Consider the following 25,295-nt stretch of genomic DNA (forward strand, 5'->3'; position numbering starts at 1 on the left):
ATCCACTCCTTGTTGATGGTGATGTCACCCTCGAAGAAGTGCATGCGCGGGTGGTCGACGAGGTCGCCGAGGCGGTCGGACGACATGTCCATGCCGTAGACCTCCCAGGGCGTGGTTTCCAGGATGCGGCGCGTCAGGTGATGGCCGATGAAGCCGTTGACGCCGAGGATCAGTACTTTCTTGCCTTGCATTGGATTTGACGAATGGCAGGGGAAATCGGGAGGCGCCGGCGCGGCTAGCGCGCGCCGGCGAGGGGGAAGTTGGCGACGGCCACGCGGCGCCAGTCGCGCGCAACGACATGCATCGGCACGCGCGCGCTCAGTTCAGAGAATGACTGCGGCGAGAGCAGCGCGATGGCACGGGGGCCATGCTGCCAGGCATCGACGAAGGCATCGAGGGTCGGCAGCCACTTCTGCGGCTCTTGCCCGGCGCCGAAAGCGAGCTCGTCGGCCTGCGCCACCATGGTGAGCGGATGGCGCAGGTAGAAGGGCAGCGTATGGTCGAGCATGCCGACGCCGTAGAGCGGCATGCCGGGGCGCAGCACGCGTTCGATCGGCGCCACCATGTCGATGCCCGAGGCGGAGCGGCCGATCGCTTCATGGCCCAGCAATGCGGTGGAGAACGCCAGCAGCATGCCGAATGCATAGGCCGTGATGCTGGCCAGGCGTCCATGCCGCCGCAGCAGCCACAGCCCGATGGCGGCGCTGCCGAGCACCAGCGCGAATGCCAGCGCCACCCATGCGGCATACGCGCGGTACAGCGCGTTGGGGGTGTTGTTGGAATCCAGCGTGGCCACGACCGGGCTTGCCAGCAGGCCGATCGCTCCCACCGCCAGCATGGCGCACAGCTGCCTGCGCCAGGGTTGGTCGCCGGTCCGCGCCAGCGCTGCGCCCGCCAGGATCGCCAGTGCGGGAAACAGCGGCAGGATGTAGCCGGGCAGCTTCGAACCCGACAGGCTGAAGAACACGAAGATCGACACCGCCCACAGCCCTGCCATCAGCGCAGGCTGGAACGGCCTGGACCCACCCGCGCCAACCACGCCGGCACGCTGCCCGACCGCGCGGACCATGCCGGGAACCAGCCCGAGCCACGGCAGGAAGCCGCCCACCAGCAGCGGCATGAAGTACCACAGCGCGCCCTTGCGCGCATGCACGGTCGAGGTGTAGCGCTGCCAGTGCTCGTGGATAAAGAAAAAGCGCAGGAATTCCGGATTGCGCCGTGCCACCAGCCAGTACCAAGGCATCGCCACCAGCAGCATCAGGGCGATGCCGGCCGGCGCATGCAGGCGGCGCCACAGCGCGAGGTCGCGCGTCACGAAGGTGTACGCCACCAGCACCAGTCCCGGCAGCGCCAGCCCGACCAGCCCCTTGGTCAGCACCGCCACGCCCATGGCCGCCCAGCACGCCAGCATCCAGCGGCGGCGAGCCGGCGCCGTGGCGTGCGGATGCTGGGCCAGCAGCATGCACGCGAGCACGCAGGCCATGCTGCCGGACAGCGTCATGTCCAGCGTATTGAAGTGCGCGGCGAGGTTCCACATGGGCGCGCTTGCCAGCACCAGTCCGGCCAGCAAGCCCGCACGCGCGCCGAACCAGCGCGCGGCGGCCAGCATCGATATTCCCAGCCCGGCGATGCCGGCCAGCGCCACGCACAGCCGCGCCTGCCAGTCGCCGATGCCGAACAGCGCGTACGACACCGCCGTGGCCCACATATGGAACGGCGGCTTCTCGAAGTACTTCAGCCCGTTGTAGCGGATCGTGACCCAGTCGCCCGTGCTCAGCATTTCGCGGGCGATCTCGGCATAGCGGCCCTCGTCGGGCCCGAGCAGGTGGCGCATGCCCAGCGTGCCGAACCAAAGCAGCGCGAACGCCAGCACCACCAGCCCGAGCGTCACCGCGGGCACGCCCGCCAGCCGCGTGGCATGCCACGGCGCGGCGGGCCGGGCGCTGATGAGCCCGGGCTCGGCGGCGAGGCGGTCGGAACGGTGCATGATGCGCAAACGGCTCGGCGTGAAAGGGGGAGGGTGAGTGATGGTGCGCGTGGCGGCGTGCAGGCGCTTGCCGGCGAGGCCATGTCCACGCTGGCGGCCCGCGCCGCGTTGAACAGCGGGGCGCCTGCAAAGTGAGCGCAGGATAATTCGCGAACCTTAATGGCACATTAAGACGGGGCGCGCACAATACCGTGATACGTCCGGGCCACCCGAGAATATGAGAATCCTTATCGTTGAAGACGACCCGATGCTGGGCGACGGGCTGCGGCGCGGCCTGCAGCTGCTCGACTATGCGGTCGACTGGTTCAGCACCGGTGCCGAAGCCGACCATGCGCTCGGCGTGGTCCACTACGATGCCGTGGTGCTGGACCTGGGCCTGCCTGGGGAAGACGGCATGTCGCTGCTCGCGCGCTGGCGTGCGCGCGGCTGCCGCATCCCGGTGATCGTGCTGACCGCGCGCGATGCGATCGACAGCCGCATCGGCGGCCTTGACGCCGGTGCCGACGACTACCTGGTCAAGCCGGTCGCGCTCGATGAGCTGGCGGCCCGGCTGCGTGCCGTGACCCGCCGCGCCGCGGGCCTGTCGTCGCCAGTGTGGAAGCACGGCGCGCTGGAATTCCACCCGGCCGCGCGCCAGGCGTACTGGCAGGGCAAGCCCCTGGAGCTGACCAGCCGCGAAGCCATGCTGCTGGAGCTGCTGCTGGCGCACCCCAACCGGCTGCTGACGCGCGACTTCCTGCGCGACAAGCTCTATGACTGGCAGGGCGGCATTGAAAGCAACGCGCTGGAAGTCCATATCCACCACCTGCGCCGCAAGATCCATCCCAAGATCGTGCGCACCTTCCGCGGCGCCGGCTACACGCTGGGCGCGGCCGAGGACTGCACATGACGTTGCAGCGCCGGCTCATCCTTGCGGTGCTGATCGCCGCGCCGGTGGTGTGGCTGCTGACCATCGGCATGACCTACGTGCGCGCCCGGCACGAGATCAATGAACTCTATGACACCGACATGGTGCGCATGGCGCTGCAGATGCATTCGGTGGTGCCGCTGGTGGACGTCGCCGCGGCGCCGTCGCGCACCCGGCTGCCAGGGCTGGTCGAGGGTGACCAGGGCGATGCCGGCCTGGGCGATCTTGCCATCGCCGCCTGGCTGCCGGACGGCAAGCCCTTGCATATCGATCCCGAGGGCGACCTGCTGCCGCGTGCGCCCGGTGTGAAGGGCTTTACCGACGTCACCATCGACAGGCAGCCCTGGCGGCTTTACTACCTCGATGATCCCGACACGGGCTGGCGCGTCTGCGTGGGCCAGCAACTGGCCGAGCGCGACGAGCTGATCCTGTCCTATATCGCCGCGCAGGTGCTGCCGTGGGCAGCGGGCCTGCCGGTGCTGATCGGCCTGCTGATCTGGTTCATGCGGCGCGCGCTGGCGCCGGTGCGCGCGTTGTCGACCGATATCGAAGGCCGTGCCCCCGAAGACCGCCGGCCGCTCAGCCTGCAGGCCGTGCCGGGCGAACTGGTGCCGCTAGTGCACGCGATGAACCGCCTGCTGGCGCGCGTGTCGGATTCGATCGAGCATGAACGGCGCCTCACCGCCGATGCGGCCCATGAGATGCGCACGCCGCTGGCCGCGCTGAAGGCGCAGTGGGAAATCGCCGAGCGCTCGGCCGATGACGCCGAGCGCGCGCAGGCACGCGCCAACGTGGCTACCGGCATCGACCGCATCAGCCGGCTGGTGTCGCAGCTGCTGACGCTGAGCCGGCTGGAAGATGCTGCCGGCCTGCCGTCGCGCCAGGCGGTCAACTGGGTTCCGGTAGCGCAGCAGGCGCTGTCCGACTGCCTGGCGCTGGCGCAGCAGAAGCAGGTCGACGTCGAGCTGGAGTGGCCCCCGGAAGGGCAGGCGCCATTGCCGGTGGCGGGGGACACCAACCTGCTGTCGCTGCTGCTGCGCAACCTGCTTGACAACGCCATCCGCTACAGCCCGCCGGGCGCGCTGGTGACCATCGATTTCCGGCCCGACAGCGTCACCGTGCGCGACCAGGGCCCGGGCGTCGCGCCTGACGTGCTGGCGCGGCTGGGCGACCGCTTCTTCCGGAGCGGATCGGGGCAGCGTGAGCAGGGCCACGGCCTCGGCATTTCGATCGCGCAGCGCGTGGCGCGGCTGCATGGGCTGGAGATTGTGTTCGCCAACCGTACCGATGGCGCCGGCAAGGGCCTGGCCGTGCGCATCGCGCACGGCGGCTGAAAACGACGACGCCCCGCACGGTGGCCCGAGCGGGGCGTCCTGCCAATCGGCTTGCGGCTTAACGCTTGAGCCTGGCGAAGGCCGCGGCCATGGCGCCGGCCGGTTCCGCCTCGCGGCGGCCGCCGTTGAAGCCCTTGCCGCCGCCGTTGCGTTGGCCGCCGCGGTCACCACGGTCGCCGCCGGCACGCGCCGCGGCCTGGCCGGGCTCGTCGTCCAGGCGCATCGACAGGCCGATGCGGTTGCGCTTGACGTCGACCTCCATCACCTTGACCTTGACGATCTGGCCGGCCTTGACCACCTCGTGCGCGTCCTTGACGAACTTGCTGGACAGCGCCGAGATGTGGACCAGGCCGTCCTGGTGCACGCCGATATCGACAAACGCGCCGAAGGCCGCCACGTTGGTGACCACGCCTTCCAGCACCATGCCGGGCTGCAGGTCCTTCACGTCTTCCACGCCTTCCTGGAAGGTTGCGGTCTTGAACTCGGGGCGCGGATCGCGGCCCGGCTTTTCCAGCTCGGACAGGATGTCGCGCACGGTCGGCAGGCCGAAGGAGTCGTCGGTGAACTGCGTCGGCGACAGGCCGCGCAGCGCGTCGCGGTTGCCCATCACGTCGCGCAGGCCCTTCTTCACGTGTTCCAGGATGCGCTGCACCACCGGATACGCTTCCGGGTGCACCGAGGAGCGGTCCAGCGGATTGTCGCCGTCGTTGATGCGCAGGAAGCCGGCCGCCTGCTCGAAGGTCTTGTCGCCCAGGCGCGGCACCTTTTTCAGCGCGTCGCGGTTGGGGAAGGCGCCATTGGCGTCGCGGAACTCGACGATATTGCGCGCCAGCACCGTGTTCAGGCCCGACACGCGCGCCAGCAGCGGCGCCGAGGCGGTGTTGACGTCCACGCCCACGGCGTTGACGCAGTCTTCGACCACGGCGTCCAGCGCCCGCGCCAGCTCGCGCTGGTTGACGTCATGCTGGTACTGGCCCACGCCGATCGACTTGGGATCGATCTTGACCAGTTCGGCCAGCGGATCCTGCAGCCGGCGGGCAATCGATACCGCGCCGCGCAGCGACACGTCCAGGTCCGGGAATTCCTTGGCGGCCAGCTCCGACGCCGAATACACCGAAGCGCCGGCCTCGCTGACCACGATCTTGGTCAGCTTCAGCTCGGGCATCTGCTTCATCAGGTCCTGCACCAGCTTGTCGGTTTCGCGGCTGGCGGTGCCGTTGCCGATCGACACCAGCGCCACATTGTGCTGCTTTGCCAGGCGCGCCAGCGTGGCGAGCGAGCCGTTCCAGTCGCGGCGCGGCTCGTGCGGGTAGATGGTGGCGGTGTCCAGCAGCTTGCCGGTGCTGTCTACCACGGCGATCTTGCAGCCGGTGCGGATGCCCGGGTCGACGCCCATCACCGACTTGGGCCCGGCCGGCGCGGCCAGCAGCAGCTCATGCAGGTTGCGGCCGAACACCTTGATGGCTTCGTTCTCTGCGGTTTCGCGCAGCTGTGTCAGCAGTTCGGTTTCCAGGTGGGGCTGCACCTTGACGCGCCAGCACCAGCGGCATACATCGCCCAGCCACTTGTCGGCCGGGCGGCCCAACTGCTGGATGCCGACATGGCGCGCGATCATGCCTTCGCACGGGTGCGGCACCATCGCGTCCTGTTCTTCGCCCAGGCCCAGCTTGACCATCAGCACGCCCGCGTTGCGGCCGCGGAACAGCGCCAGCGCGCGGTGCGACGGCACCGTGCGGATGGTCTCGCTGTAGGCGTAGTAGTCGCGGAACTTCTCTTCCTCGGCGGTTTCCTTGCCTTCCATCACGGTGGAGGACACCACGCCGTTGATCCACAGGTGCTCGCGCAGCTTGCCCAGCAGTTCCGCGGTCTCGCCGAACTGCTCGGACAGGATGTCGCGCGCGCCGTCCAGGGCGGCCTTGACGTCGGGCACGCCGCCGTCGGCGGTGGGGTTGCCGTTGACGTACTTGGCGGCCTCGGCCTGCGGGTCCAGCGTGGGATCGGCCAGCAGCGCCAGCGCCAGCGGCTCCAGCCCGCATTCGCGTGCGATCTGGGCGCGGGTGCGGCGCTTGGGCTTGTAGGGCAGGTAGAGGTCTTCCAGCGTCTGCTTGGTTTCGGCGGCCTCGATGGCGGCTTGCAGCTCGGGCGTCAGCTTGCCTTGCTCCTGGATCGAGGCGAGGATGGCAGCGCGGCGGTCTTCCATGTCGCGCAGGTACAGCAGGCGCTCTTCCAGGTTGCGCAGTTGCGTGTCATCCAGGTTGCCGGTCACTTCCTTGCGGTAGCGGGCGATGAAGGGCACGGTGGCGCCTTCGTCGAGCAGCGCCACGGCCGCGGCCACCTGGCGGGGCTGCACGGACAGTTCAGCCGCGATGAGCGAGACGATCTTTTGCGAAACGGATGCGGGCAGGTTGGACATCGGAGAGCGCGGCGAAAAACGCAGTCAGTCGAAAGCGGGGCATTTTGCCACAAGCGCGCGAGGGATCAGCCAGGGCGCGCAGCGGGTGCGGGGCGGGCGGCGTCCCGCGCACGTCCGCACCGGCCCGGCAGGGCAGGCCGGTGCCCGGCCCGGATGCTAGAATCCGGTCATGATCGTCAAGTCCCGCCCGGCCGCCGCCAAGGCCACCATCCTGGCCATGCCAACCTTCGCCAACGTGCCTGAAACTTCCCTGTTCCGCTTCGGCCGCCTGGCTGCACTGGCCGTGGCTGCATGCGCCGTGCTGATGCCGCTGCGCGAGGCGCGCGCCCAGGCTTCCGCGCCCGCGGCGCCACCCGCCGCCAGCGGCCAGCGCGACTTTGCCGCCGAACGCAAGGCCGTCGAGGATTCGCGCGCCTGGACCAACTACCGCTTTGCCGCCGCCGAGCGCGAGTGCTACGGCAAGTTCTTTGTCAACCACTGCATCAACAGCGCCAAGGAAGTCCAGCGCGAGGAGCTGCAGGTGCTGCGCAAGCGCGAACTGGAGGTAGGCGAGGCCGAACGCGCCTACCGCGCCGCCGAGCGCGACCGCGAACAGGCGCTGCGCAACGCCGAGTTCGAGGCCAGCCAGCCGAAGCGCTCGGCCAGCGAGCAGTCCAGCCGCGAGGCCTTCCAGAAGAAGCAGCAGGAACAGCAGCTGCGCGAGGCGCAGCGCCAGGGCGAGGCGCCGCAGCGTGCCGCCAATGCGCAGGCGTACGAAAAGAAGCAGTCTGACTTCGATGCCCGCATGCAGGAGGCCCAGCAGAAGGGCGCCGAGCAGGCCCGCCAGCGGCAGGAGAATGCCAAGGCATACGAGGCCAAGCAGCGCGACCTCGAACGGCGCCAGAAGGAGCTGGAAGAGCGCCGCGCCAAGGCGAAGGAGCAACAGGGGCAGGCATCGGCGCCGCGCCCGTTCGGCTTTTGAGGTCCGGCACCGTGACTGCGCAGCGGAGGCATAGATGGACAGCAACCTGAATACCCTGGAGCGGCGCATCATGGAGTTGCAGATCGAGCACCGCGACCTGGATTTCCTGATCGACCGGCTTGCCAACGATGCCGTCCATGACGAACTGCAGCTGCGCCGGCTGAAGAAGCGCCGCCTCAAGCTGAAGGACGCCATCACGCTGCTGCAGCTGCAGCTCGAACCCGACGTGCCGGCCTGAGCGCATCCGCGCCAGGCTTGCCGATCGCCGCCGGCGCTGTCCGGCGGCCCATACAAAATTCTCCCCCTGCCTTGTCCGATCTTCCAGATTCTCCTGAGCCGTCCGAAGCCGTCAGCCTGACCGACGCCGGGTCGCCCGCGCCTGCCGCGCCCGCCGACGACGTCGCCAGCCGCGGCGCGGAACTGGCCACCATCTTTGCCGATACCGGCACGCTGGCCCAGGCGATTCCCGGCTACCGGCCGCGCGCCTCGCAGCACAAGATGGCCGAGGCCGTCGCCGACGCGATCGTGCAGAACGATTCCGTCATCGTCGAAGCGGGCACCGGCACCGGCAAGACCTACGCCTACCTGGTGCCGGCGATGCTGTGGGGCGGCAAGGTGATCCTGTCGACCGGCACCAAGAACCTGCAGGACCAGCTCTTCCTGCGCGACATCCCCACCGTGCGCCATGCGCTGAACGTGCCGGTCTCGGTGGCGCTGCTCAAGGGCCGCGCCAACTACGTCTGCCACTACCACCTGGAACGCGCGCAGGCCAACGGCCGCCTGGCGTCGCGCCAGGATGCGGCGTGGCTGCGCGACATCGGCCGCTTCATCAAGGAAACCTCCACCGGCGACAAGGCCGAGCTGGCGTCCGTTCCCGAGAACGCGCCGGTATGGCAGCTGGTGACCTCCACGCGCGACAACTGCCTGGGATCGGAATGCCCGCATTACAAGGAATGCTTTGTGATGCGCGCGCGCAAGGAAGCGCAGCAGGCCGACGTGGTGGTGGTCAACCATCACCTGTTCTTTGCCGACGTGGTGCTGCGCGACACCGGCATGGCGGAACTGCTGCCGGCCGCCAACACCGTGATCTTCGACGAAGCCCACCAGCTGCCCGAGACCGCCACGCTGTTCTTCGGCGAGACGCTGTCCACCAGCCAGCTGCTGGAAATCGCCCGCGATACCGTGGCCGAAGGCCTGTCGCACGCGCGCGATGCGGTGGACTGGGTTGCGCTGGCCGCGCCGCTGGAGCGCGCCGCGCGCGACCTGCGCCTGGCCTTCAGCAAGGACAATGCGCGGCTGGCGCTGGGCCAGATCGAGGCCGACCGCCGTATCGCCGAGCCTTTCAACGAAACGCTCGATGCGCTGGACGAGGCCCTGTCAGACTTCGTCGAGATGCTCGAAAGCCAGGCCGAGCGTGCCGAATCGCTGCAGCAATGCCACCGCCGCGCGCTGGAGCTGGCCAACAAGCTGGCCGCGTGGCGCGCCGATGCCGCGCCCGCGCCGGCACCGCAGCCGACCGAGGGCGAAGGCGAAGCCGCGCCGGCGCTGCCCGCCGGCCCTGAAACCGTGCGCTGGGTCGAGGTGTTCTCGCATACTGTGCAGCTGCACCGCACGCCGCTGTCGATCGCGCCGATCTTCACGCGCCAGCGCGACGGCCAGCCGCGCGCCTGGGTTTTCACCTCGGCGACGCTGTCGGTGAAGGGGAATTTCACCCACTACGCGGCGCAGCTGGGGCTCGACAAGGACCGCTCGCTGACGCTGCCCAGCCCGTTCGATTACGCGAAGCAGGGGCTGCTCTATGTGCCGCGCGATATGCCGCAGCCGCAGTCGCCGCAGTTCACCGACGCGGTGGTGCAGGCGGCATTGCCGCTGATCGAGGCCGCCGGCGGACGCACCTTCCTGCTGTGCACCACGCTGCGCGCGGTGCAGCGTGCCTCGGACCTGCTCTATGACGCGTTTGCCGAGCGCGGCCTGAACCTGCCGCTACTGGTGCAGGGCCAGGCCAGCCGCACCGAATTGCTGGACCGCTTCCGCGAGCTGGGCAACGCGGTGCTGGTCGGAAGCCAGAGCTTCTGGGAGGGCGTGGATGTGCGCGGCGAGGCGCTGTCGCTGGTGATCATCGACAAGCTGCCGTTCGCGCCGCCCGACGACCCGGTGCTGGCCGCGCGCATGGAAGTGCTGCAGAAGAAGGGCCTGAGCCCGTTTGCCGTGCACCAGCTGCCGCATGCGGTGATCACGCTCAAGCAGGGGGCGGGGCGGTTGATCCGTTCGGAATCGGACCGCGGCGTGCTGGCGATCTTCGATACGCGGCTGGTCGAGAAGCCCTATGGCCGGCAGATCTGGCAAAGCCTGCCGCCGTTCACGCGCACGCGTGAGGCAGCGACGGTGGTGCGGTTCCTGGAGTCGCTGCGCGGTCCCGGCAAGGAGGCCGCGGCAGCGGACTGATCGCTACAGGTGCCGGAAAAAGAAAAACGGGACGTATCCTCCGATACGTCCCGTTTTTTTATGGCCGCTGGCCAGCCGGCGTCAGAACACTTCCCACCAGGACTTGTCCTTGCGGCGCGCGCCGTACTTGATGAAATCGCTGTCCGGGAAATTGCGCTCCATCACGCGTGCGGTGTCGTCGCGCAGGTCCTTCATTCCCATCGCGTCATATGAACGGACCATGATGTACAGCGCTTCTTCGTTGGCCGGGGCGCCGTCGTAGTCCTTCAGCGCCTGCTGGGCGCGGTTGACGGCGGCGAGGTACGCGCCGCGCCGGTAGTAGTAGCGCGCAGCGTGCACTTCGTGCTGGGCCAGCGAGTTGACGATGTACTGCATGCGCAGCGTGGCGTCGGGGGTGTACTTGCTTTCCGGGTAGCGCGTGATCAGCGTATTGAACGCGTCATAGGCGGCGCGCGCGGCCTTGGGGTCGCGCTCGCTCAGGTCCTGGCCCGAGAAGCGGCCCAGCCAGCCCAGGTTGTCGTTGAAGTTGATCAGGCCCTTGAGGTAGTAGGCGTAATCGATATTGGGATGGTTCGGGTGCAGCTGGATGAAGCGGTCCACCGCAGCCAGGGCTGCTGCCGTTTCACCATCCTTGTAGTTGGCGTAGGCGGTATCGATCTGGGCCTGCTGTGCATAGCGCCCAAACGGATAGCGGCCTTCGAGCTTTTCATACAGCTTGACGGCACGCGTGTAGTCGCCGCCATCCAGCGCATCCTTGGCTTCCGAATATAATTTGTTGGCCGACCAGCCTGCGGTCTCGTCGGGTTGGTCCGCCAGCAGGCCGCATGCAGACAGCATGACGCAGCCGCCTGCGAGCAGAACCGCTCCAATTGTCGTGCGCCAGCGCGCGCGTTTCATGCTCTGCAATTGCATGGGCAATCGTATCCCGGATGAAGAAAAATAGCGTCAAGCATTATAGCCCAAGCCCCCAGCCCAACCCCGAAGCAGGAGCTGGCGTGGGAGGACTTCCACCAGAACGGGTGCGCGCAGCCGCGTCCGTGGCCGATTTCGAGGCCCGTCCAGAGGAATTTGAAGACCTTGCCGAGGCGCCGCCCGGCGGCGCGCCGGCTGCCGAGCCGGCCGTGACCCTGTCGCTGGAGGTGGACAGCGCCTCGCATGGCGAGCGGCTCGATAAATTGCTCGCGCGTCACTTCAGCGAGTTTTCACGCAGCCGCCTGCAGCAGTGGATCGAAAGCGGCGCGGTGCGCGTCGACGGCCACGTGCGCCGGCCGCGCGATGCGGTGCAGATGGGCAACCGCATCGAGATCCAGCCGCAGGCCGCGCCGGAATCGTCCGCTTTCTCGCCCGAGGACGTGCCGCTGGACGTGGTCTATGAAGACGACACCCTGCTGGTGATCAACAAGCCCGCCGGGCTGGTGGTGCATCCGGCAGCCGGCAACTGGAGCGGCACCGTGCTTAACGGGTTGCTGCACCGCGACCCCGCCGCAGCGTCGCTGCCGCGCGCGGGCATCGTGCACCGGCTCGACAAGGAAACCTCCGGCCTGATGGTGGTGGCGCGCTCGCTCACCGCGCAGACCGACCTGGTGCGCCAGCTGCAGGCGCGCACGGTCAAGCGCACCTATATCGCGCTGGTGTGGGGCCGCACCTATGACGAGGGCACCATCGACGCGCCCATCGGCCGCGACCCGCGCGAGCGCACGCGCATGGCGGTCGTGCATACCGCCAGCGGCAAGCCGTCGCGCACGCATTTCCGCACGCTGGCCACGGTGCCGCTGGGGCGGGGCTTCGTGTCGATGGTGATGTGCAAGCTGGAGACCGGCCGCACACACCAGATCCGCGTGCATTTCGAGTCGATCGGCCACCCGCTGGTGGGCGACCCGGTCTACTTCCGCGCCACGCAGCGCGGGCAGCGCCCGGCAGTCCGCGCACCGCTGCCGGTGCCGTATGAGCGCCAGGCGCTGCATGCGTACCAGCTCGGCCTGGTGCATCCGGCCACCGGCAAGCGCATGTCCTGGACCGCGCAGCCGCCGCAAGACCTGCAGGCGCTGATCGATGCGCTGGATTTTGACAGCGCGCAGGCCGACGAGGAAGAAGAAGGCTGGGACGAAGTCTGGGAAGGCGGCGAGGCCCACTGGGAATACGCCGGTGATGACGAAGACGGTGACGACGATGACGATGAGCGCAGCGCCTGATCGCGCCTGGCTGGTCCCTGACTGGCCCGCGCCGGCGCGTGTGCGCGCGTTGTCAACCACGCGCCAGGGCGGTGTCAGCAAGGGCCCGTACGGGCTTGCCGGCGGTGCCCCGGGCGGCCTGAACCTGGGCACCCACGTTGGCGACGACCCCGCCGACGTGGCGCGCAACCGTGCGCGGCTGGCCGCGTGCCTGCCGTCGATGCCGCAATGGCTGGAGCAGGTGCATGGCTGCGCGGTGGCCACGGTCGACCATGTTGCGGCCCCGGGCGCGCCCGTGCCCCAGGCCGACGCGAGCCTGGCGCTGGCACCCGGCCACGTCTGCGCCGTGATGACGGCGGATTGCCTGCCGGTGCTGCTGTGCGATGCGCAGGGTATGGTGGTGGGCGCGGCGCATGCGGGCTGGCGCGGCCTGTGCAGCGGCGTGATCGAAGCCACGCTGTCACGGATGCAGGCCGCTGCCGGCGCCGCGCGCTGGCTGGCATGGCTGGGGCCGGCCATCGGCCCCGATGCGTTCGAGGTGGGTGCCGAAGTGCGCGATGCCTTCCTGGCCCAGGCACGCGCCGATGAGCAGGCCGCGGTTGCCGCAGCGTTCCGCCCTGGTGCCCCGGGCAAGTACCTTGCCGACATCTATGCGCTGGCGCGCACGCGGCTGGCGCGCGCCGGCTGCACCGAGGTCTACGGCGGCGACGCCTGCACCGTGGCCGACGCCGGTCGCTTCTACTCCTATCGGCGCGACGGCGTGACCGGCCGCATGGCCAGCCTGGTCTGGCTGGCGGACTGAGCCCGCCGCTGCCTCACTCGTCCTGGCCCCTGGCCGCCTGCGCGCGCTCGGCTTCGGCCTTGCGCCGGCGCCGGCCGGGCGTGCCCATGATGTAGAGCACCAGCGCCACCGGTGCCACGCCATATATCAGGAAGGTGGCAACCCCTGCCACCACGTTGTGCTCGGTGATCGCCATCATCAGCGCCACGTAGAGCCAGCCAATGGCCACGATGTACATCAAAAATTCATCCTTCTCGCCTATGCTCTGTGGCCACGGCAGATGCGAGCGCTGCATACCGTCCGGTAGGTCGGGAAGCGCGCAGCGCCGAGGCGGATTCCCGCATTGACAGCGCGTGCGTTGCAAGGCAACAATGGGCTCAAATGTCTCGGAATCGCTGACGATTCCCAGGTTTCTCCGGCAAGCATAGCGCATGGCGTTGCCATGCGAGGATGTCGCGCTTGCCGGATAAAAGGGGAGCCGCTATCGGAATGGACGCAAGCCACGGCCGCAGCAGGTGCGGTCGAGGGCTTCCCGCCAGTTCCAGGGCAGATGTGCCGGCAGACCCTCCCGCTTTGGGGGAGGCGCAAGCCGGGTCCATTCGGATAGCATCTCCCCATGCAAAGTGCCGGCCAGGGCAATGCCCGGAGCCGGTTCGAATAGTGACGGCAGAGAGACAATCAAATCATGGCGACCGGCAAAGGCGCGGCAGCTTCCACTCAGGAAGGCAAGTCCCAACCATTCAAGTTCACGCCGGGGCCATTCGATCCAGCCACATGGCTGGAATGGTCCCACCAGTGGCAGGGCACTGAAGGCAACGGCCACGCGGCCGCGTCCGGCATTCCGGGCCTGGATGCGCTGGCAGGCGTCAAGATCGCGCCGGCGCAGCTGGGTGATATCCAGCAGCGCTACATGAAGGACTTCTCAGCCCTGTGGCAGGCCATGGCCGAGGGCAAGGCCGAGGCCACCGGTCCGCTGCACGACCGGCGCTTCGCCGGCGACGCATGGCGCACCAACCTCCCATATCGCTTCGCTGCCGCGTTCTATCTGCTCAATGCGCGCGCCTTGACCGAGCTGGCCGATGCCGTCGAGGCCGATGCCAAGACGCGCCAGCGCATCCGCTTCGCGATCTCGCAATGGGTGGATGCGATGTCGCCCGCCAACTTCCTTGCCACCAATCCCGAGGCGCAGCGCCTGCTGATCGAGTCGGGCGGCGAATCGCTGCGTGCCGGCGTGCGCAACATGATGGAAGACCTGACGCGCGGCAAGATCTCGCAGACCGACGAGAGCGCGTTTGAGGTCGGCCGCAATGTCGCGGTGACCGAAGGCGCCGTGGTTTTCGAGAACGAGTACTTCCAGCTGTTGCAGTACAAGCCGCTGACCGACAAGGTGCACGTGCGCCCGCTGCTGATGGTGCCGCCGTGCATCAACAAGTACTACATCCTGGACCTGCAGCCGGAGAGCTCGCTGGTGCGCCATGTGGTGGAGCAGGGACATACGGTGTTCCTGGTGTCGTGGCGCAATCCGGACGCCAGCATGGCCGGCAGCACCTGGGACGACTACATCGAGCACGCGGCCATCCGCGCCATCGAAGTCGCGCGCGACATCAGCGGCCAGGACAAGATCAACGTGCTCGGCTTCTGCGTGGGCGGCACCATTGTCTCGACCGCGCTGGCGGTGCTGGCCGCGCGCGGCGAGCACCCGGCCGCAAGCGTCACGCTGCTGACCACGCTGCTGGACTTTGCCGACACCGGCATCCTCGACGTCTTTGTCGACGAGGGCCATGTGCAGCTGCGCGAGGCCACGCTGGGCGGCGCCGCCGGCGCGCCGTGCGCGCTGCTGCGTGGCCTTGAGCTGGCCAACACCTTCTCGTTCCTGCGCCCGAACGACCTGGTGTGGAACTACGTGGTCGACAACTACCTGAAGGGCAACACGCCGGTGCCGTTCGACCTGCTGTTCTGGAACGGCGACGCCACCAACCTGCCGGGGCCGTGGTACTGCTGGTACCTGCGCCACACCTACCTGCAGAACGAGCTCAAGGTGCCGGGCAAGCTGACTGTGTGCGGCGTGCCGGTGGACCTGGCCAGCATCGACGTGCCGACCTACATCTACGGCTCGCGCGAAGACCATATCGTGCCGTGGACCGCGGCCTATGCCTCGACCGCGCTGCTGGCGAACAAGCTGCGCTTCGTGCTGGGTGCGTCGGGCCATATCGCCGGTGTGATCAACCCGCCGGCCAAGAACAAGCGCAGCCACTGGACCAACGATGCGTTGCCGGAGTCGCCGCAGCAATGGCTGGCCGGCGCCACCGAGCATCACGGCAGCTGGTGGCCGGACTGGACCGCATGGCTGGCCGGGCAGGCCGGCGCTAAACGCGCCGCGCCCGCCAACTATGGCAATGCGCGCTATCGCGCGATCGAACCCGCGCCTGGGCGATACGTCAAAGCCAAGGCATGACGCTTGCATGAGTGCCGGCGTGCGTCATGCACGGCGCCGGCAGGCCTGCAGGTTCCCTCCCGTTTCCATTGAAAGGACTACACAATGACTGACGTTGTCATCGTATCCGCCGCCCGCACCGCGGTCGGCAAGTTTGGCGGCTCGCTGGCCAAGATCCCGGCACCGGAACTGGGTGCCGTGGTCATCAAGGCCGCGCTGGAGCGCGCCGGCGTCAAGCCGGAGCAGGTGAGCGAAGTCATCATGGGCCAGGTGCTGACCGCCGGTTCGGGCCAGAACCCCGCACGCCAGGCCGCGATCAAGGCCGGCCTGCCGGCGATGGTGCCGGCCATGACCATCAACAAGGTGTGCGGCTCGGGCCTGAAGGCCGTGATGCTGGCCGCCAACGCGATCATGGCGGGCGACGCCGAGATCGTGGTGGCCGGCGGCCAGGAAAACATGAGCGCCGCCCCGCACGTGCTGCCGGGCTCGCGCGACGGTTTCCGCATGGGCGATGCCAAGCTGATCGACACCATGATCGTCGACGGCCTGTGGGACGTGTACAACCAGTACCACATGGGTATCACCGCCGAGAACGTGGCCAAGGAATACGGCATCACGCGCGAGGCGCAGGATGAGTTCGCCGTCGGTTCGCAGAACAAGGCCGAAGCCGCGCAGAAGGCCGGCAAGTTTGACGAAGAGATCGTCCCGGTGCTGATCCCGCAGCGCAAGGGCGACCCGGTGGCCTTCAAGACCGACGAGTTCGTGCGCCAGGGCGCCACGCTGGACAGCATGTCCGGCCTCAAGCCCGCCTTCGACAAGGCCGGCACGGTGACCGCGGCCAACGCCTCGGGCCTGAACGACGGCGCCGCCGCGGTGGTGGTGATGTCGGCGGCCAAGGCCAAGGAACTGGGCCTGACCCCGCTGGCCACGATCAAGAGCTATGCCAACGCCGGTGTCGATCCCAAGGTGATGGGCATGGGCCCGGTGCCGGCCTCCAAGCGCGCCCTGTCGCGCGCCGAGTGGACCCCGCAGGACCTGGACCTGATGGAGATCAACGAGGCCTTCGCCGCGCAGGCGCTGGCGGTGCACCAGCAGATGGGCTGGGACACCTCCAAGGTCAACGTGAACGGCGGCGCCATCGCCATCGGCCACCCGATCGGCGCGTCGGGCTGCCGTATCCTGGTGACGCTGCTGCACGAGATGAAGCGCCGTGACGCGAAGAAGGGCCTGGCCTCGCTGTGCATCGGCGGCGGCATGGGCGTGGCGCTGGCAGTCGAGCGCAAATAAGGAAGGGGTTTTCCGGGGCCGCGCGCGGTTGGCGCGGACCCGGCGACGATAACGAAGAGCCAATCAAGGAGTGGACATGACTCAGCGCATTGCGTATGTGACCGGCGGCATGGGTGGTATCGGAACCGCCATTTGCCAGCGACTGGCCAAGGATGGCTTTCGTGTGGTGGCCGGTTGCGGCCCCAACTCGCCGCGCCGCGAAAAGTGGCTGGAGCAGCAGAAGGCCCTGGGCTTCGATTTCATTGCCTCGGAAGGCAATGTGGCTGACTGGGACTCGACCAAGACCGCATTCGACAAGGTCAAGTCCGAGGTCGGCGAGGTCGATGTGCTGATCAACAACGCCGGTATCACCCGCGACGTAGTGTTCCGCAAGATGACCCGCGCCGACTGGGATGCGGTGATCGACACCAACCTGACCTCGCTGTTCAACGTCACCAAGCAGGTGATCGACGGCATGGCCGACCGTGGCTGGGGCCGCATCGTCAACATCTCGTCGGTGAACGGGCAGAAGGGCCAGTTCGGCCAGACCAACTACTCCACCGCCAAGGCCGGCCTGCATGGCTTCACCATGGCGCTGGCGCAGGAAGTGGCGACCAAGGGCGTGACCGTCAACACGGTTTCTCCGGGCTATATCGCCACCGACATGGTCAAGGCGATCCGCCAGGACGTGCTCGACAAGATCGTCGCGACCATTCCGGTCAAGCGCCTGGGCCTGCCGGAAGAGATCGCCTCGATCTGCGCCTGGTTGTCGTCGGAGGAGTCCGGTTTCTCGACCGGCGCCGACTTCTCGCTCAACGGCGGCCTGCATATGGGCTGACCTGCCGGCCTGGTTCAACCAGTCGGCAGCCGGCGCTGGCGCCCGCGTATTGCGGTGCAGCCAGCGCGGCGCACAAGGCGGCGGGCGCTTCGTTTCGCCGCCCGTTTCGCGGGCCGTCAAGGCCCGCGAATCGTTTCTGCCAGCGCGGCATTCCTCCCTTTTTGCGCCAATTCACCGGGTTTTCCTTAAGCCCGGTCGCTTTTCTTAGTGCCTTGTTGGGCATAGAATCAGGGCAGCGGCGCAGCCAGCACCATGTTCGTGCAGCGCGGCCCTCGCGGGGGCGAGGTTGCAGGCCGCCACGCGCAGCCATGCGCGAACGGGCCACCAGATGGCCGGCACGACAACAAGCAGATGGCGCGGGCGATACCGATTTGCGCACTGCACCCCATGCGGTGCAGCAGCGCGCAAACAGCGATGACACAAGGACAGAGCACCGATGGCCACGACCAAAAAAGGCGCAGAGCGACTGATCAAAAAGTATCCGAACCGCAGGCTCTACGACACCCAGACCAGCACCTACATCACCCTGGCCGACGTCAAGCAGCTGGTCATGGATTCAGAAGAATTCAAGGTCGTCGACGCCAAGTCTGGTGACGAACTGACCCGCAGCATCTTGCTGCAGATCATCCTGGAAGAAGAAACGGGCGGCGTGCCGATGTTCTCCAGCGCGATGCTGTCGCAGATCATCCGCTTCTACGGCCATGCCATGCAAGGCATGATGGGCACCTACCTGGAAAAGAACATCCAGGCCTTCATCGACATCCAGAACAAGCTGGCCGAGAACTCCAAGGGCCTGTATTCCGGCGAAACCTTCAGCCCCGACATGTGGTCGCAGTTCATGAACATGCAGGGCCCGATGATGCAGGGCATGATGAGCAACTACATCGAGCAGAGCAAGAACCTGTTCGTGCAGATGCAGGAGCAGATGCAAAGCCAGGCCAAGAATATGTTCGGGACGTTCCCGTTCAACCAGCCGGACAAGAAGTAAGACACCGGCAGCGGCGGGCCCCGGTCCGCCGCATATCCCGCACGCTGGCTGGCACTCAGCCAGCGCTCGCATGCAGGCCGATGCCCAGCGCCCGCATCACCTTCCAGATCGTCCCGAACTCCGGATTGCCTTCGCCTGACAGCGAGCGGTAGAGGCTTTCGCGCGAAAGCCCCGTTTCGCGCGCCAGTCGCGTCATGGCGCGCGCGCGTGCCACCACGCCGAGCGCGTAGGCAATGAATCGATCGTCGTCGCCGGCCTCGGCCAGGCAGGCATCCAGGTAGGCGGCGATCTCCTGCTCGTTCCTCAGATGCTCAGTGGAGTCCCAAGGGCGGGTTGGTTCTTTCATGGCTCACTCCAGATCAAGATTGGCCGCCAGATTGTGTGCTCTTTCCAAATCAGCGTGCCGGGTCGACTTGATCCACGCGCATTTCGCTGATCCCACCGCCAAGGGCTTTAACGTCGCCGGGGTTCCCATTCAGCAAGCGGTCTTGTACCTCGCCGCGTTGCTAAATTAGATGCGGTAGCCCGAGCCGTGGGCAGACGCAAAGCAGGTAGAATGCGCGGTCTGCGTCCCCCAGGCGCACGCAATCACGCAACTTTCTTCCAGCGGCGGCTCAGTGTGGACTCGCCTTTTGTGCGCGAAACCCCATGCCCTCCGTTATCCAATTTGCTCGTCCGGCCTTTAAGGCCCGGCTCTCCGCTTCGGTGAAGGCTTCGCCATGAGCCGGCTGTTCCTGGCCCCCATGGAAGGGCTTGCCGACTACGTCTTGCGCGACGTGCTGACCGACACCGGCGGCTACGACGGCTGTGTGTCCGAGTTCGTCCGAGTGACGGGTTCGTTGCTTCCAGCCCGCGTCTACGAGCGCGATACGCCCGAAATCCTCGCCGGCGGCTATACCCGCAGCGGCACGCCGATGGTGATCCAGTTGCTCGGCAGCGATCCGGAATGGCTGGCGCGCAATGCGGCCTATGCCGCGACCTTGTCGCCGCATGGCATCGACCTGAACTTCGGCTGTCCCGCCAAGGTCGTCAACCGGCATGGCGGCGGCGCCATGCTGCTGACGAACCCTGAGTTGTTGAACCGGATCGTTGCGTCCGTGCGCGCGGCGGTGCCGGCCCATATCGCCGTGACGGCAAAAATGCGGCTGGGCGTGTCCGATACCTCGCTGGCCATTGATTGCGCCACGGCGCTGGCCGAAGGCGGCGCGGCTTCGCTCGTCGTGCATGCCCGGACGCGGGACCATGGCTACCGGCCGCCGGCCCACTGGGACTGGATCGCGCGCATTGCGGCGGCGGTGGACGTGCCGGTGATTGCCAACGGAGATGTCTGGACCGTCGCCGACTGGGAGCGTTGCCGGGCCGTCAGCGGTTGCGCCGACGTGATGATCGGGCGCGGCGCCGTGTCCGATCCTTTCCTGGCCTTGCGCATTCGCGGGCTGATGGACAGTTCGCCGTCGGACCAGGAGTGGCCGCTGGTGCTGCGCCAGATCGCCACCTACCTGAAAAAGCTGCATGCCCGTATCGCCTCGTGCCATGAGCATGGGCGCGTGAAACTGTGGCTCAGCTATCTCAAGCGGACCTGGCCACAGGCCGCCGAACTGCATGCGGCCATCCGGCGCATGCAGGACTCGCTGGAGATAGAGCGAGTCCTGGAAGGCCTGCCGGGAGCCGCGACCGCGCCGGAATGACGCAGCCTGGGCCACATGTGTGGAGTCAGGCGCCGAGAATTCATGGCAAACGGTTAAAATGCGCGATTGGCTCACCGGCTGCCGGCCTTGTCCCCGCATATTCCGCCGCGCCCGCCCCCACATTCGGATTGCACTGTGAAAAACCCTTCAGAATCAATGACCCAGAAAGACCATAGTCCGCGTGTGGGATTCGTTTCCCTGGGCTGCCCCAAGGCCCTGGTCGACTCCGAGCAGATCATCACCCAGCTGCGCGCCGAGGGCTATGCCATCAGCGGCACCTACGACGGCGCCGACCTGGTCGTGGTCAATACCTGCGGCTTTATCGACGAGGCCGTGCAGGAGAGCCTGGACGCCATCGGCGAGGCCCTGACCGAGAACGGCAAGGTCATCGTCACCGGCTGCCTGGGTGCGAAGAAGGATGCGGCGGGCCACGACATCGTGTCGTCGGTGCACCCCAAGGTGCTGGCCGTGACCGGCCCGCATGCGCTGGGCGAGGTGATGCAGGCGGTGCACACGCACCTGCCCAAGCCGCATGACCCGTTCACCGACCTGGTGCCGGCCGCCGGCATCAAGCTGACGCCCAAGCATTACGCCTACCTGAAGATCTCCGAGGGCTGCAACCACCGTTGCTCGTTCTGCATCATCCCGTCGATGCGCGGCGACCTGGTGTCGCGCCCGGTGGCCGAGGTCATGCTGGAGGCCGAGAACCTGTTCAAGGCCGGCGTCAAGGAATTGCTGATGATCTCGCAGGACACCAGTGCCTACGGCGTCGACGTCAAGTACCGCACCGGCTTCTGGAACGGCCGCCCGCTCAAGACCCGCATGACCGAACTGGTGGCGGCGCTCGGCGAGCTGGCCGCGCAGTACGGTGCGTGGGTGCGCCTGCACTACGTCTACCCGTACCCGCACGTGGACGAGATCATCCCGCTGATGTCCCAAGGCCATGTGCTGCCGTACCTCGATGTGCCGCTGCAGCACGCGCACCCGGACGTGCTCAAGCGCATGAAGCGCCCGGCCAATGCCGAGAAGACCATGGACCGGATTCGCGCCTGGCGCGAGATCTGCCCTGAGCTGACCATCCGCAGCACCTTTATCGCCGGCTTCCCGGGCGAGACCGAGGCGGAGTTCCAGACCTTGCTCGACTTTATCGCCGAAGCCGAACTGGACCGCGTCGGCTGCTTCGCCTACTCGCCGGTGGAGGGCGCCACCGCCAACGACCTGCCGGGCGCGCTGCCCGACGAGGTGCGCGAGGAACGCCGCGCCCGCTTCATGGAAGTGGCCGAAGCGGTCTCGGCACGCCGCCTGCAGCGCAAGGTCGGCCAGACCCTGCGCGTGCTGGTGGACGAGGTCAACCAGGATGGCGGCATCGGCCGTTCGTCCGCGGATGCGCCGGAAATCGACGGCCTGGTCTATATCGCGCCGCCGGAACGCCACTCCCAGCGCTATCGCGCCGGCGAGTTCGTCGAGGTGAAGATCACCGGCGCCGATGGCCACGACCTGTGGGGCGAGGTCTGAAACGGGTTGATTAGGTAAAAGTACGCCCGTTCGATTTCGTCCGCGTCCCGCTATACTGTGCGGTGCAACATAACCTCATGGAGACAAAGTCATGACGCGTGAAGTGGTAGTGGTAGGCGGTGTCCGTACCGCGATCGGGACCTTTGGCGGCAGCCTGAAGGATGTGGCGCCGGCGGAGCTGGGTGCACTGGTGGTGCGCGAGGCGCTGGCGCGCGCGCAGGTGTCGGGCGACGATGTCGGCCACGTGGTGTTCGGCAACGTGATCCAGACCGAGCCGCGCGACATGTATCTGGGCCGCGTCGCGGCCGTCAACGGCGGGGTGACGATCAACGCCCCCGCGCTGACCGTGAACCGCCTGTGCGGCTCGGGCCTGCAGGCCATCGTCAGCGCCGCGCAGACCATCCTGCTGGGCGATACCGACGTCGCCATCGGCGGCGGCGCGGAAAGCATGAGCCGCGCCCCGTACCTGGCGCCGGCGGCGCGCTGGGGCGCACGCATGGGCGACGCCGGCCTGGTCGACATGATGCTGGGTGCGCTGCACGATCCCTTCCATCGCATCCACATGGGCGTGACCGCCGAGAATGTCGCCAAGGAATACGACATCTCGCGCGCGCAGCAGGACGAGGCCGCGCTGGAATCGCATCGCCGCGCTTCGGCAGCGATCAAGGCCGGCTACTTCAAGGACCAGATCGTCCCGGTGGTGAGCAAGGGCCGCAAGGGCGACGTTACCTTCGACACCGACGAGCACGTGCGCCATGACGCCACCATCGACGACATGACCAAGCTCAGGCCGGTCTTCGTCAAGGAAAACGGCACGGTCACGGCAGGCAATGCTTCGGGCCTGAACGACGCCGCCGCCGCGGTAGTGATGATGGAGCGCGCCGAAGCCGAGCGCCGCGGCCTGAAGCCGCTGGCCCGCCTGGTGTCGTACGGCCATGCCGGCGTGGACCCGAAGACCATGGGCATTGGCCCGGTGCCGGCGACGAAGATCGCGCTGGAGCGCGCCGGCTTGCAGGTGTCGGACCTGGACGTGATCGAAGCCAACGAAGCCTTTGCCGCACAGGCGTGCGCGGTGACCAAGGCGCTCGGCCTGGACCCGGCCAAGGTCAACCCGAACGGCTCGGGCATCTCGCTGGGCCACCCGATCGGCGCCACCGGTGCCCTGATCACGGTGAAGGCGCTGCATGAACTGAACCGCGTGCAGGGCCGCTACGCGCTGGTGACGATGTGCATCGGCGGCGGGCAGGGCATTGCCGCCATCTTCGAGCGTATCTGAGGTTAGCCTTGCGCCTGGCTTCGCTGACGAAGAACCTCTGCACGCTCGGCCTGGCCGCCGTGCTCGCGCTGGCGGGCACGGTGCAGGCAGCGCCGGGCACCGAGCTGTCGACTGGCCCGGTGATCGGCGGGGAAGGCCTGGGCATCAACCAGGCCATTCGCGATGGCGAAGCCCGGCGCGGCGGCACCTCGCTTTCCACTGGCGCGCCAAGACCTCTGGCGCCGCGGCCGGAGTATGCGTCGCTGCCGGTCTATGTCGGCAAGGTCGGCGACCAGCCGGTGCGGTTGCGCCTGGGCCCCAAGCCTGACGAGCGCGACAGCGTGCGCGGAGAATACGCCGGCCGTGGCGCCGGTGTGCGCCTGCTGGCCGGCGAGTGGGAGGACGGCGCTTTCCTGATGGAGGAGTCCGACGACGGCACCCGCGTATCGGGCAACTGGGAAGGCAGCATCGACGCCAGCGGCGCCGTGCGCGGCACCTGGACCGACGCGTTCAACCCGGCCATCGTGCTGCCGTTCTTTATCCGCCCTCTGGGCGTGCTCGTGATCCCCCCGTTCGACATGACACCCAACAGCGGCGTCACCTACGCGCCGCCGCCGCCGAAGTCCTCGATTTCCGGCTGGTAAGCCACTTCCTGGTGCCCGCCGTTGCCATCGCCGGTGGCGCGGCCGGCATTTGCTGGTAAGCTCGGAGGCTCATCGAGTCTCATTCCTGACCGTGCCGCGCTTCTGCCTGGGCGATACCGCCACGGCAGCGCGCCGTGGCCCGCCAGCAGCCAGCAAGGAAACCGCCGTGTCCGATTCGCCATCCGGCAAGCCCGCGTCGCCCGCCCATTACCTGCAAACCGTTGCGGTCCAGCCCGAGCTGGAGATCGCGCCCGGCTTTGCCTCGTTTTCTCCCGCCACGCACCGCGGCTCCACCGTGGTGTTCCGCAACCTGGCCGAACTGCGCGCCCATGGCGACGGTGCCACCACCTACTGGCGCTATGGCCTGCACGCCACGCCGACCAGCGAGGCGCTGTGCCAGCACCTGGCGCTGCTGGAGGGCGCGCGCCACACGCTGCTGCAGCCGTCGGGGCTGGCGGCGATCTCGCTGGTCTACTTCGCGCTGCTCAAGAGCGGCGACGACGTGCTGGTGCCGCACAACGTCTACGGCCCCAACCGCGACCACGGCGAGTGGCTGGCACGCGAATTCGGCGTGGCCGTGCGCTACTACGACCCGATGGACGCTGCTGCGATGGCGGCGATGATTCGGCCGAATACGCGCCTGATCTGGATGGAGTCGCCCGGTTCGGTGACCATGGAAGTGCCCGACAGCGACGCCATCGTCGCCGCGGCCAGGGCGCGAGGCGTGCTGACCGCGATCGACAATACCTGGTCGGCCGGCATCTACTTCCGTCCGTTCGACAAGGGCATCGACATCTCGGTGCAGGCGCTGACCAAGTACCAGTCCGGCGGCAGCGACGTGCTGATGGGCGCGGTGCTGACCTGCGACGATGCGCTGCATGAGCGCCTGAAGCGCACCCGCATGCTGATGGGCTGGGGGGTTTCCGCCGATGACTGCCACCTGGTGCTGCGCGGGCTGCCGAGCCTGCCGGTGCGCCTGGCCGCGCATGACCGTGCGGCCCGCGAAGTGGCGGAGTGGCTGCGCCAGCGGCCCGAGGTTGCGCGCGTGCTGCATCCGGCGCTGCCGGACTGCCCGGGCCACGCCAACTGGCGGCGCGATTTCACCGGTGCCAGCGGGCTCTTTGCCATCATCCTGCGGGCAAGCTATACGCGCCAGCAGGTGGATGCCTTGGTCGAGGCGCTGCAACTGTTTGCGATCGGCTGGTCCTGGGGCGGCGCCCACAGCCTGGCCGTGCCGTACCACGTGCAGGGCATGCGGCCGGCGGGCACATGGCCGCCGGCCGGCTGGCAGGATAGCGGCGAACTGGTGCGGCTTTATATCGGCCTGGAAGACACGCGCGACCTGATCGCCGACCTGCGCCAGGCGCTGGAGGCTACGCTGGCCGCATAAGCGGCCTCAGGCCGGCTGTCTCAGGGCGAGATTGAGCTGGTCGACGACCTCGGCCCAGTCGGCGTCGTCCAGCAGCTCGTCGCGCAGCAGCGTGGCCTGGGCGGGGGTCCAGAACGGTGCCTCGGCCAGTTCGACATCGTCGGGCAGTGGGGCGTGCGTGCCGATAAAGCTGCGGATGCTGGCTTCGTCGGAGGCCAGGCCGAGTTGGGCGAACAGTTCGGAAAACTGGTGGAAGGTCGATTCCATGGTGGTCGGCTCGATGTTGTTGGCCTGAGATA

23 protein-coding genes are annotated in these 25,295 nt (G+C 67.7%); 16 read left to right on the forward strand and 7 right to left on the reverse strand.

Features of this window, described 5'->3' with window-relative positions; genetic code table 11:
- Positions 1 to 191, reverse strand: a 191-nt coding sequence (locus AC3WVS_RS28695) for an NAD-dependent epimerase/dehydratase family protein (RefSeq protein WP_492321355.1), incomplete at its 3' end; no start/stop codon positions are given.
- 44 nt (positions 192 to 235) lie between these two features.
- Positions 236 to 1,987 carry a glycosyltransferase family 39 protein gene (locus AC3WVS_RS28700; protein WP_492321356.1) on the reverse strand — a complete coding sequence of 584 codons (1,752 nt, stop codon included), beginning with the start codon at positions 1,985 to 1,987 and terminating at the stop codon, positions 236 to 238.
- A gap of 217 nt (positions 1,988 to 2,204) precedes the next feature.
- On the opposite strand from AC3WVS_RS28700, the gene AC3WVS_RS28705 reads away from it, so the two are divergent.
- Together AC3WVS_RS28705 and AC3WVS_RS28710 are read left to right on the forward strand one after the other, a co-directional pair.
- Entirely contained in the window at positions 2,205 to 2,876 is a 672-nt protein-coding gene (locus AC3WVS_RS28705; protein ID WP_492321357.1) for a response regulator, read from the forward strand.
- Positions 2,873 to 4,228, forward strand: coding sequence for an ATP-binding protein (locus tag AC3WVS_RS28710; protein WP_492321358.1), 1,356 nt, complete (start codon positions 2,873 to 2,875; stop codon positions 4,226 to 4,228). Before AC3WVS_RS28705 ends, AC3WVS_RS28710 begins: the two co-directional genes overlap by 4 nt.
- A gap of 58 nt (positions 4,229 to 4,286) precedes the next feature.
- Here AC3WVS_RS28710 and AC3WVS_RS28715 read toward each other — a convergent pair whose 3' ends face one another.
- Positions 4,287 to 6,641 carry a Tex family protein gene (locus tag AC3WVS_RS28715; protein ID WP_492321359.1) on the reverse strand — a complete coding sequence of 785 codons (2,355 nt, stop codon included), beginning with the start codon at positions 6,639 to 6,641 and terminating at the stop codon, positions 4,287 to 4,289.
- 169 nt (positions 6,642 to 6,810) lie between these two features.
- On the opposite strand from AC3WVS_RS28715, the gene AC3WVS_RS28720 reads away from it, so the two are divergent.
- The 3 genes from AC3WVS_RS28720 to yoaA all read left to right on the forward strand — a co-directional run bounded on the left by AC3WVS_RS28720 (position 6,811) and on the right by yoaA (position 10,047).
- Positions 6,811 to 7,602, forward strand: coding sequence for a hypothetical protein (locus AC3WVS_RS28720; RefSeq protein ID WP_492321360.1), 792 nt, complete (start codon positions 6,811 to 6,813; stop codon positions 7,600 to 7,602).
- A gap of 34 nt (positions 7,603 to 7,636) precedes the next feature.
- The gene (locus AC3WVS_RS28725) at positions 7,637 to 7,840 is read left to right on the forward strand and encodes a DUF465 domain-containing protein (RefSeq protein WP_010810139.1); all 204 of its coding nucleotides are present in this window, start codon (positions 7,637 to 7,639) and stop codon (positions 7,838 to 7,840) included.
- A gap of 71 nt (positions 7,841 to 7,911) precedes the next feature.
- Entirely contained in the window at positions 7,912 to 10,047 is a 2,136-nt protein-coding gene (yoaA, locus tag AC3WVS_RS28730) for a DNA repair helicase YoaA (protein ID WP_492321361.1), read from the forward strand.
- Between the two features lie 81 nt (positions 10,048 to 10,128).
- On the opposite strand, the gene AC3WVS_RS28735 is transcribed toward yoaA, so the two are convergent.
- Positions 10,129 to 10,959, reverse strand: a complete 831-nt coding sequence (locus AC3WVS_RS28735; RefSeq protein ID WP_011615082.1) for an outer membrane protein assembly factor BamD — start codon at positions 10,957 to 10,959, stop codon at positions 10,129 to 10,131.
- Positions 10,960 to 10,976: 17 nt separating this feature from the next.
- On the opposite strand from AC3WVS_RS28735, the gene AC3WVS_RS28740 reads away from it, so the two are divergent.
- Positions 10,977 to 12,239, forward strand: a complete 1,263-nt coding sequence (locus tag AC3WVS_RS28740) for an RluA family pseudouridine synthase (RefSeq protein ID WP_492321362.1) — start codon at positions 10,977 to 10,979, stop codon at positions 12,237 to 12,239.
- A complete protein-coding gene (gene pgeF, locus AC3WVS_RS28745) occupies positions 12,223 to 13,020 on the forward strand; it encodes a peptidoglycan editing factor PgeF (protein WP_492321408.1) in 798 nt (265 codons plus the stop codon). The genes AC3WVS_RS28740 and pgeF overlap by 17 nt, the downstream gene beginning before the upstream one ends.
- A 13-nt stretch (positions 13,021 to 13,033) precedes the next feature.
- Here the strand turns inward: pgeF and AC3WVS_RS28750 are convergent, their stop codons facing one another.
- Complete coding sequence (locus AC3WVS_RS28750; protein WP_492321363.1) at positions 13,034 to 13,237, reverse strand: hypothetical protein; 204 nt, start codon at positions 13,235 to 13,237, stop codon at positions 13,034 to 13,036.
- 447 nt (positions 13,238 to 13,684) lie between these two features.
- On the opposite strand from AC3WVS_RS28750, the gene AC3WVS_RS28755 reads away from it, so the two are divergent.
- The 4 genes from AC3WVS_RS28755 (at position 13,685) to phaR (ending at position 18,525) form a co-directional block, all read left to right on the forward strand.
- Entirely contained in the window at positions 13,685 to 15,454 is a 1,770-nt protein-coding gene (locus AC3WVS_RS28755; RefSeq protein WP_492321364.1) for a class I poly(R)-hydroxyalkanoic acid synthase, read from the forward strand.
- An 84-nt stretch (positions 15,455 to 15,538) separates the two neighbouring features.
- A complete protein-coding gene (locus AC3WVS_RS28760) occupies positions 15,539 to 16,720 on the forward strand; it encodes an acetyl-CoA C-acetyltransferase (protein WP_492321365.1) in 1,182 nt (393 codons plus the stop codon).
- Positions 16,721 to 16,796: 76 nt separating this feature from the next.
- Complete coding sequence (locus AC3WVS_RS28765) at positions 16,797 to 17,537, forward strand: 3-ketoacyl-ACP reductase (RefSeq protein ID WP_010810131.1); 741 nt, start codon at positions 16,797 to 16,799, stop codon at positions 17,535 to 17,537.
- Between the two features lie 436 nt (positions 17,538 to 17,973).
- A complete protein-coding gene (gene phaR / locus AC3WVS_RS28770) occupies positions 17,974 to 18,525 on the forward strand; it encodes a polyhydroxyalkanoate synthesis repressor PhaR (protein ID WP_010810130.1) in 552 nt (183 codons plus the stop codon).
- A 55-nt stretch (positions 18,526 to 18,580) separates the two neighbouring features.
- Here phaR and AC3WVS_RS28775 read toward each other — a convergent pair whose 3' ends face one another.
- Positions 18,581 to 18,871, reverse strand: a complete 291-nt coding sequence (locus AC3WVS_RS28775; RefSeq protein ID WP_492321366.1) for an addiction module antidote protein — start codon at positions 18,869 to 18,871, stop codon at positions 18,581 to 18,583.
- A 373-nt stretch (positions 18,872 to 19,244) separates the two neighbouring features.
- Here AC3WVS_RS28775 and AC3WVS_RS28780 point away from each other — a divergent pair, with 373 nt between their 5' ends.
- The 5 genes from AC3WVS_RS28780 (at position 19,245) to AC3WVS_RS28800 (ending at position 25,017) form a co-directional block, all read left to right on the forward strand.
- A complete protein-coding gene (locus AC3WVS_RS28780) occupies positions 19,245 to 20,213 on the forward strand; it encodes a tRNA dihydrouridine synthase (protein WP_492321367.1) in 969 nt (322 codons plus the stop codon).
- A gap of 156 nt (positions 20,214 to 20,369) precedes the next feature.
- Complete coding sequence (rimO, locus tag AC3WVS_RS28785) at positions 20,370 to 21,728, forward strand: 30S ribosomal protein S12 methylthiotransferase RimO (RefSeq protein ID WP_492321368.1); 1,359 nt, start codon at positions 20,370 to 20,372, stop codon at positions 21,726 to 21,728.
- Between the two features lie 91 nt (positions 21,729 to 21,819).
- On the forward strand, positions 21,820 to 23,004 hold the full coding sequence (bktB, locus tag AC3WVS_RS28790; protein ID WP_492321369.1) for a beta-ketothiolase BktB: 1,185 nt from the start codon (positions 21,820 to 21,822) through the stop codon (positions 23,002 to 23,004).
- An 8-nt stretch (positions 23,005 to 23,012) separates the two neighbouring features.
- A complete protein-coding gene (locus tag AC3WVS_RS28795; protein ID WP_492321370.1) occupies positions 23,013 to 23,627 on the forward strand; it encodes a hypothetical protein in 615 nt (204 codons plus the stop codon).
- 166 nt (positions 23,628 to 23,793) lie between these two features.
- Positions 23,794 to 25,017 (forward strand): cystathionine beta-lyase, encoded by a 1,224-nt coding sequence (locus AC3WVS_RS28800; protein WP_492321371.1) that lies wholly within the window; start codon positions 23,794 to 23,796, stop codon positions 25,015 to 25,017.
- Between the two features lie 6 nt (positions 25,018 to 25,023).
- On the opposite strand, the gene AC3WVS_RS28805 is transcribed toward AC3WVS_RS28800, so the two are convergent.
- Positions 25,024 to 25,263: a DUF2789 domain-containing protein gene (locus tag AC3WVS_RS28805; protein ID WP_010810122.1), complete on the reverse strand. Its 240-nt coding sequence runs from the start codon at positions 25,261 to 25,263 to the stop codon at positions 25,024 to 25,026.
- Positions 25,264 to 25,295 lie beyond the last annotated feature (32 nt).

Source organism: Cupriavidus sp. CPT47-8839-RL05A (assembly GCF_058792255.1).

Excerpts from the sequence above, each read along its gene's own strand:
- AC3WVS_RS28700 (WP_492321356.1), bottom strand. The coding sequence starts at position 1,987 with ATGCACCGTTCCGACCGCCTCGCCGCCGAGCCCGGGCTCATCAGCGCC.
- AC3WVS_RS28705 (WP_492321357.1), top strand. The coding sequence starts at position 2,205 with ATGAGAATCCTTATCGTTGAAGACGACCCGATGCTGGGCGACGGGCTG.
- AC3WVS_RS28710 (WP_492321358.1), top strand. The coding sequence starts at position 2,873 with ATGACGTTGCAGCGCCGGCTCATCCTTGCGGTGCTGATCGCCGCGCCG.
- AC3WVS_RS28715 (WP_492321359.1), bottom strand. The coding sequence starts at position 6,641 with ATGTCCAACCTGCCCGCATCCGTTTCGCAAAAGATCGTCTCGCTCATC.
- AC3WVS_RS28720 (WP_492321360.1), top strand. The coding sequence starts at position 6,811 with ATGATCGTCAAGTCCCGCCCGGCCGCCGCCAAGGCCACCATCCTGGCC.
- AC3WVS_RS28725 (WP_010810139.1), top strand. The coding sequence starts at position 7,637 with ATGGACAGCAACCTGAATACCCTGGAGCGGCGCATCATGGAGTTGCAG.
- AC3WVS_RS28735 (WP_011615082.1), bottom strand. The coding sequence starts at position 10,959 with ATGCAATTGCAGAGCATGAAACGCGCGCGCTGGCGCACGACAATTGGA.
- AC3WVS_RS28740 (WP_492321362.1), top strand. The coding sequence starts at position 10,977 with ATGAAGAAAAATAGCGTCAAGCATTATAGCCCAAGCCCCCAGCCCAAC.
- pgeF (WP_492321408.1), top strand. The coding sequence starts at position 12,223 with ATGAGCGCAGCGCCTGATCGCGCCTGGCTGGTCCCTGACTGGCCCGCG.
- AC3WVS_RS28750 (WP_492321363.1), bottom strand. The coding sequence starts at position 13,237 with ATGTACATCGTGGCCATTGGCTGGCTCTACGTGGCGCTGATGATGGCG.
- AC3WVS_RS28755 (WP_492321364.1), top strand. The coding sequence starts at position 13,685 with ATGGCGACCGGCAAAGGCGCGGCAGCTTCCACTCAGGAAGGCAAGTCC.
- AC3WVS_RS28760 (WP_492321365.1), top strand. The coding sequence starts at position 15,539 with ATGACTGACGTTGTCATCGTATCCGCCGCCCGCACCGCGGTCGGCAAG.
- AC3WVS_RS28765 (WP_010810131.1), top strand. The coding sequence starts at position 16,797 with ATGACTCAGCGCATTGCGTATGTGACCGGCGGCATGGGTGGTATCGGA.
- phaR (WP_010810130.1), top strand. The coding sequence starts at position 17,974 with ATGGCCACGACCAAAAAAGGCGCAGAGCGACTGATCAAAAAGTATCCG.
- AC3WVS_RS28775 (WP_492321366.1), bottom strand. The coding sequence starts at position 18,871 with ATGAAAGAACCAACCCGCCCTTGGGACTCCACTGAGCATCTGAGGAAC.
- AC3WVS_RS28780 (WP_492321367.1), top strand. The coding sequence starts at position 19,245 with ATGAGCCGGCTGTTCCTGGCCCCCATGGAAGGGCTTGCCGACTACGTC.
- rimO (WP_492321368.1), top strand. The coding sequence starts at position 20,370 with ATGACCCAGAAAGACCATAGTCCGCGTGTGGGATTCGTTTCCCTGGGC.
- bktB (WP_492321369.1), top strand. The coding sequence starts at position 21,820 with ATGACGCGTGAAGTGGTAGTGGTAGGCGGTGTCCGTACCGCGATCGGG.
- AC3WVS_RS28805 (WP_010810122.1), bottom strand. The coding sequence starts at position 25,263 with ATGGAATCGACCTTCCACCAGTTTTCCGAACTGTTCGCCCAACTCGGC.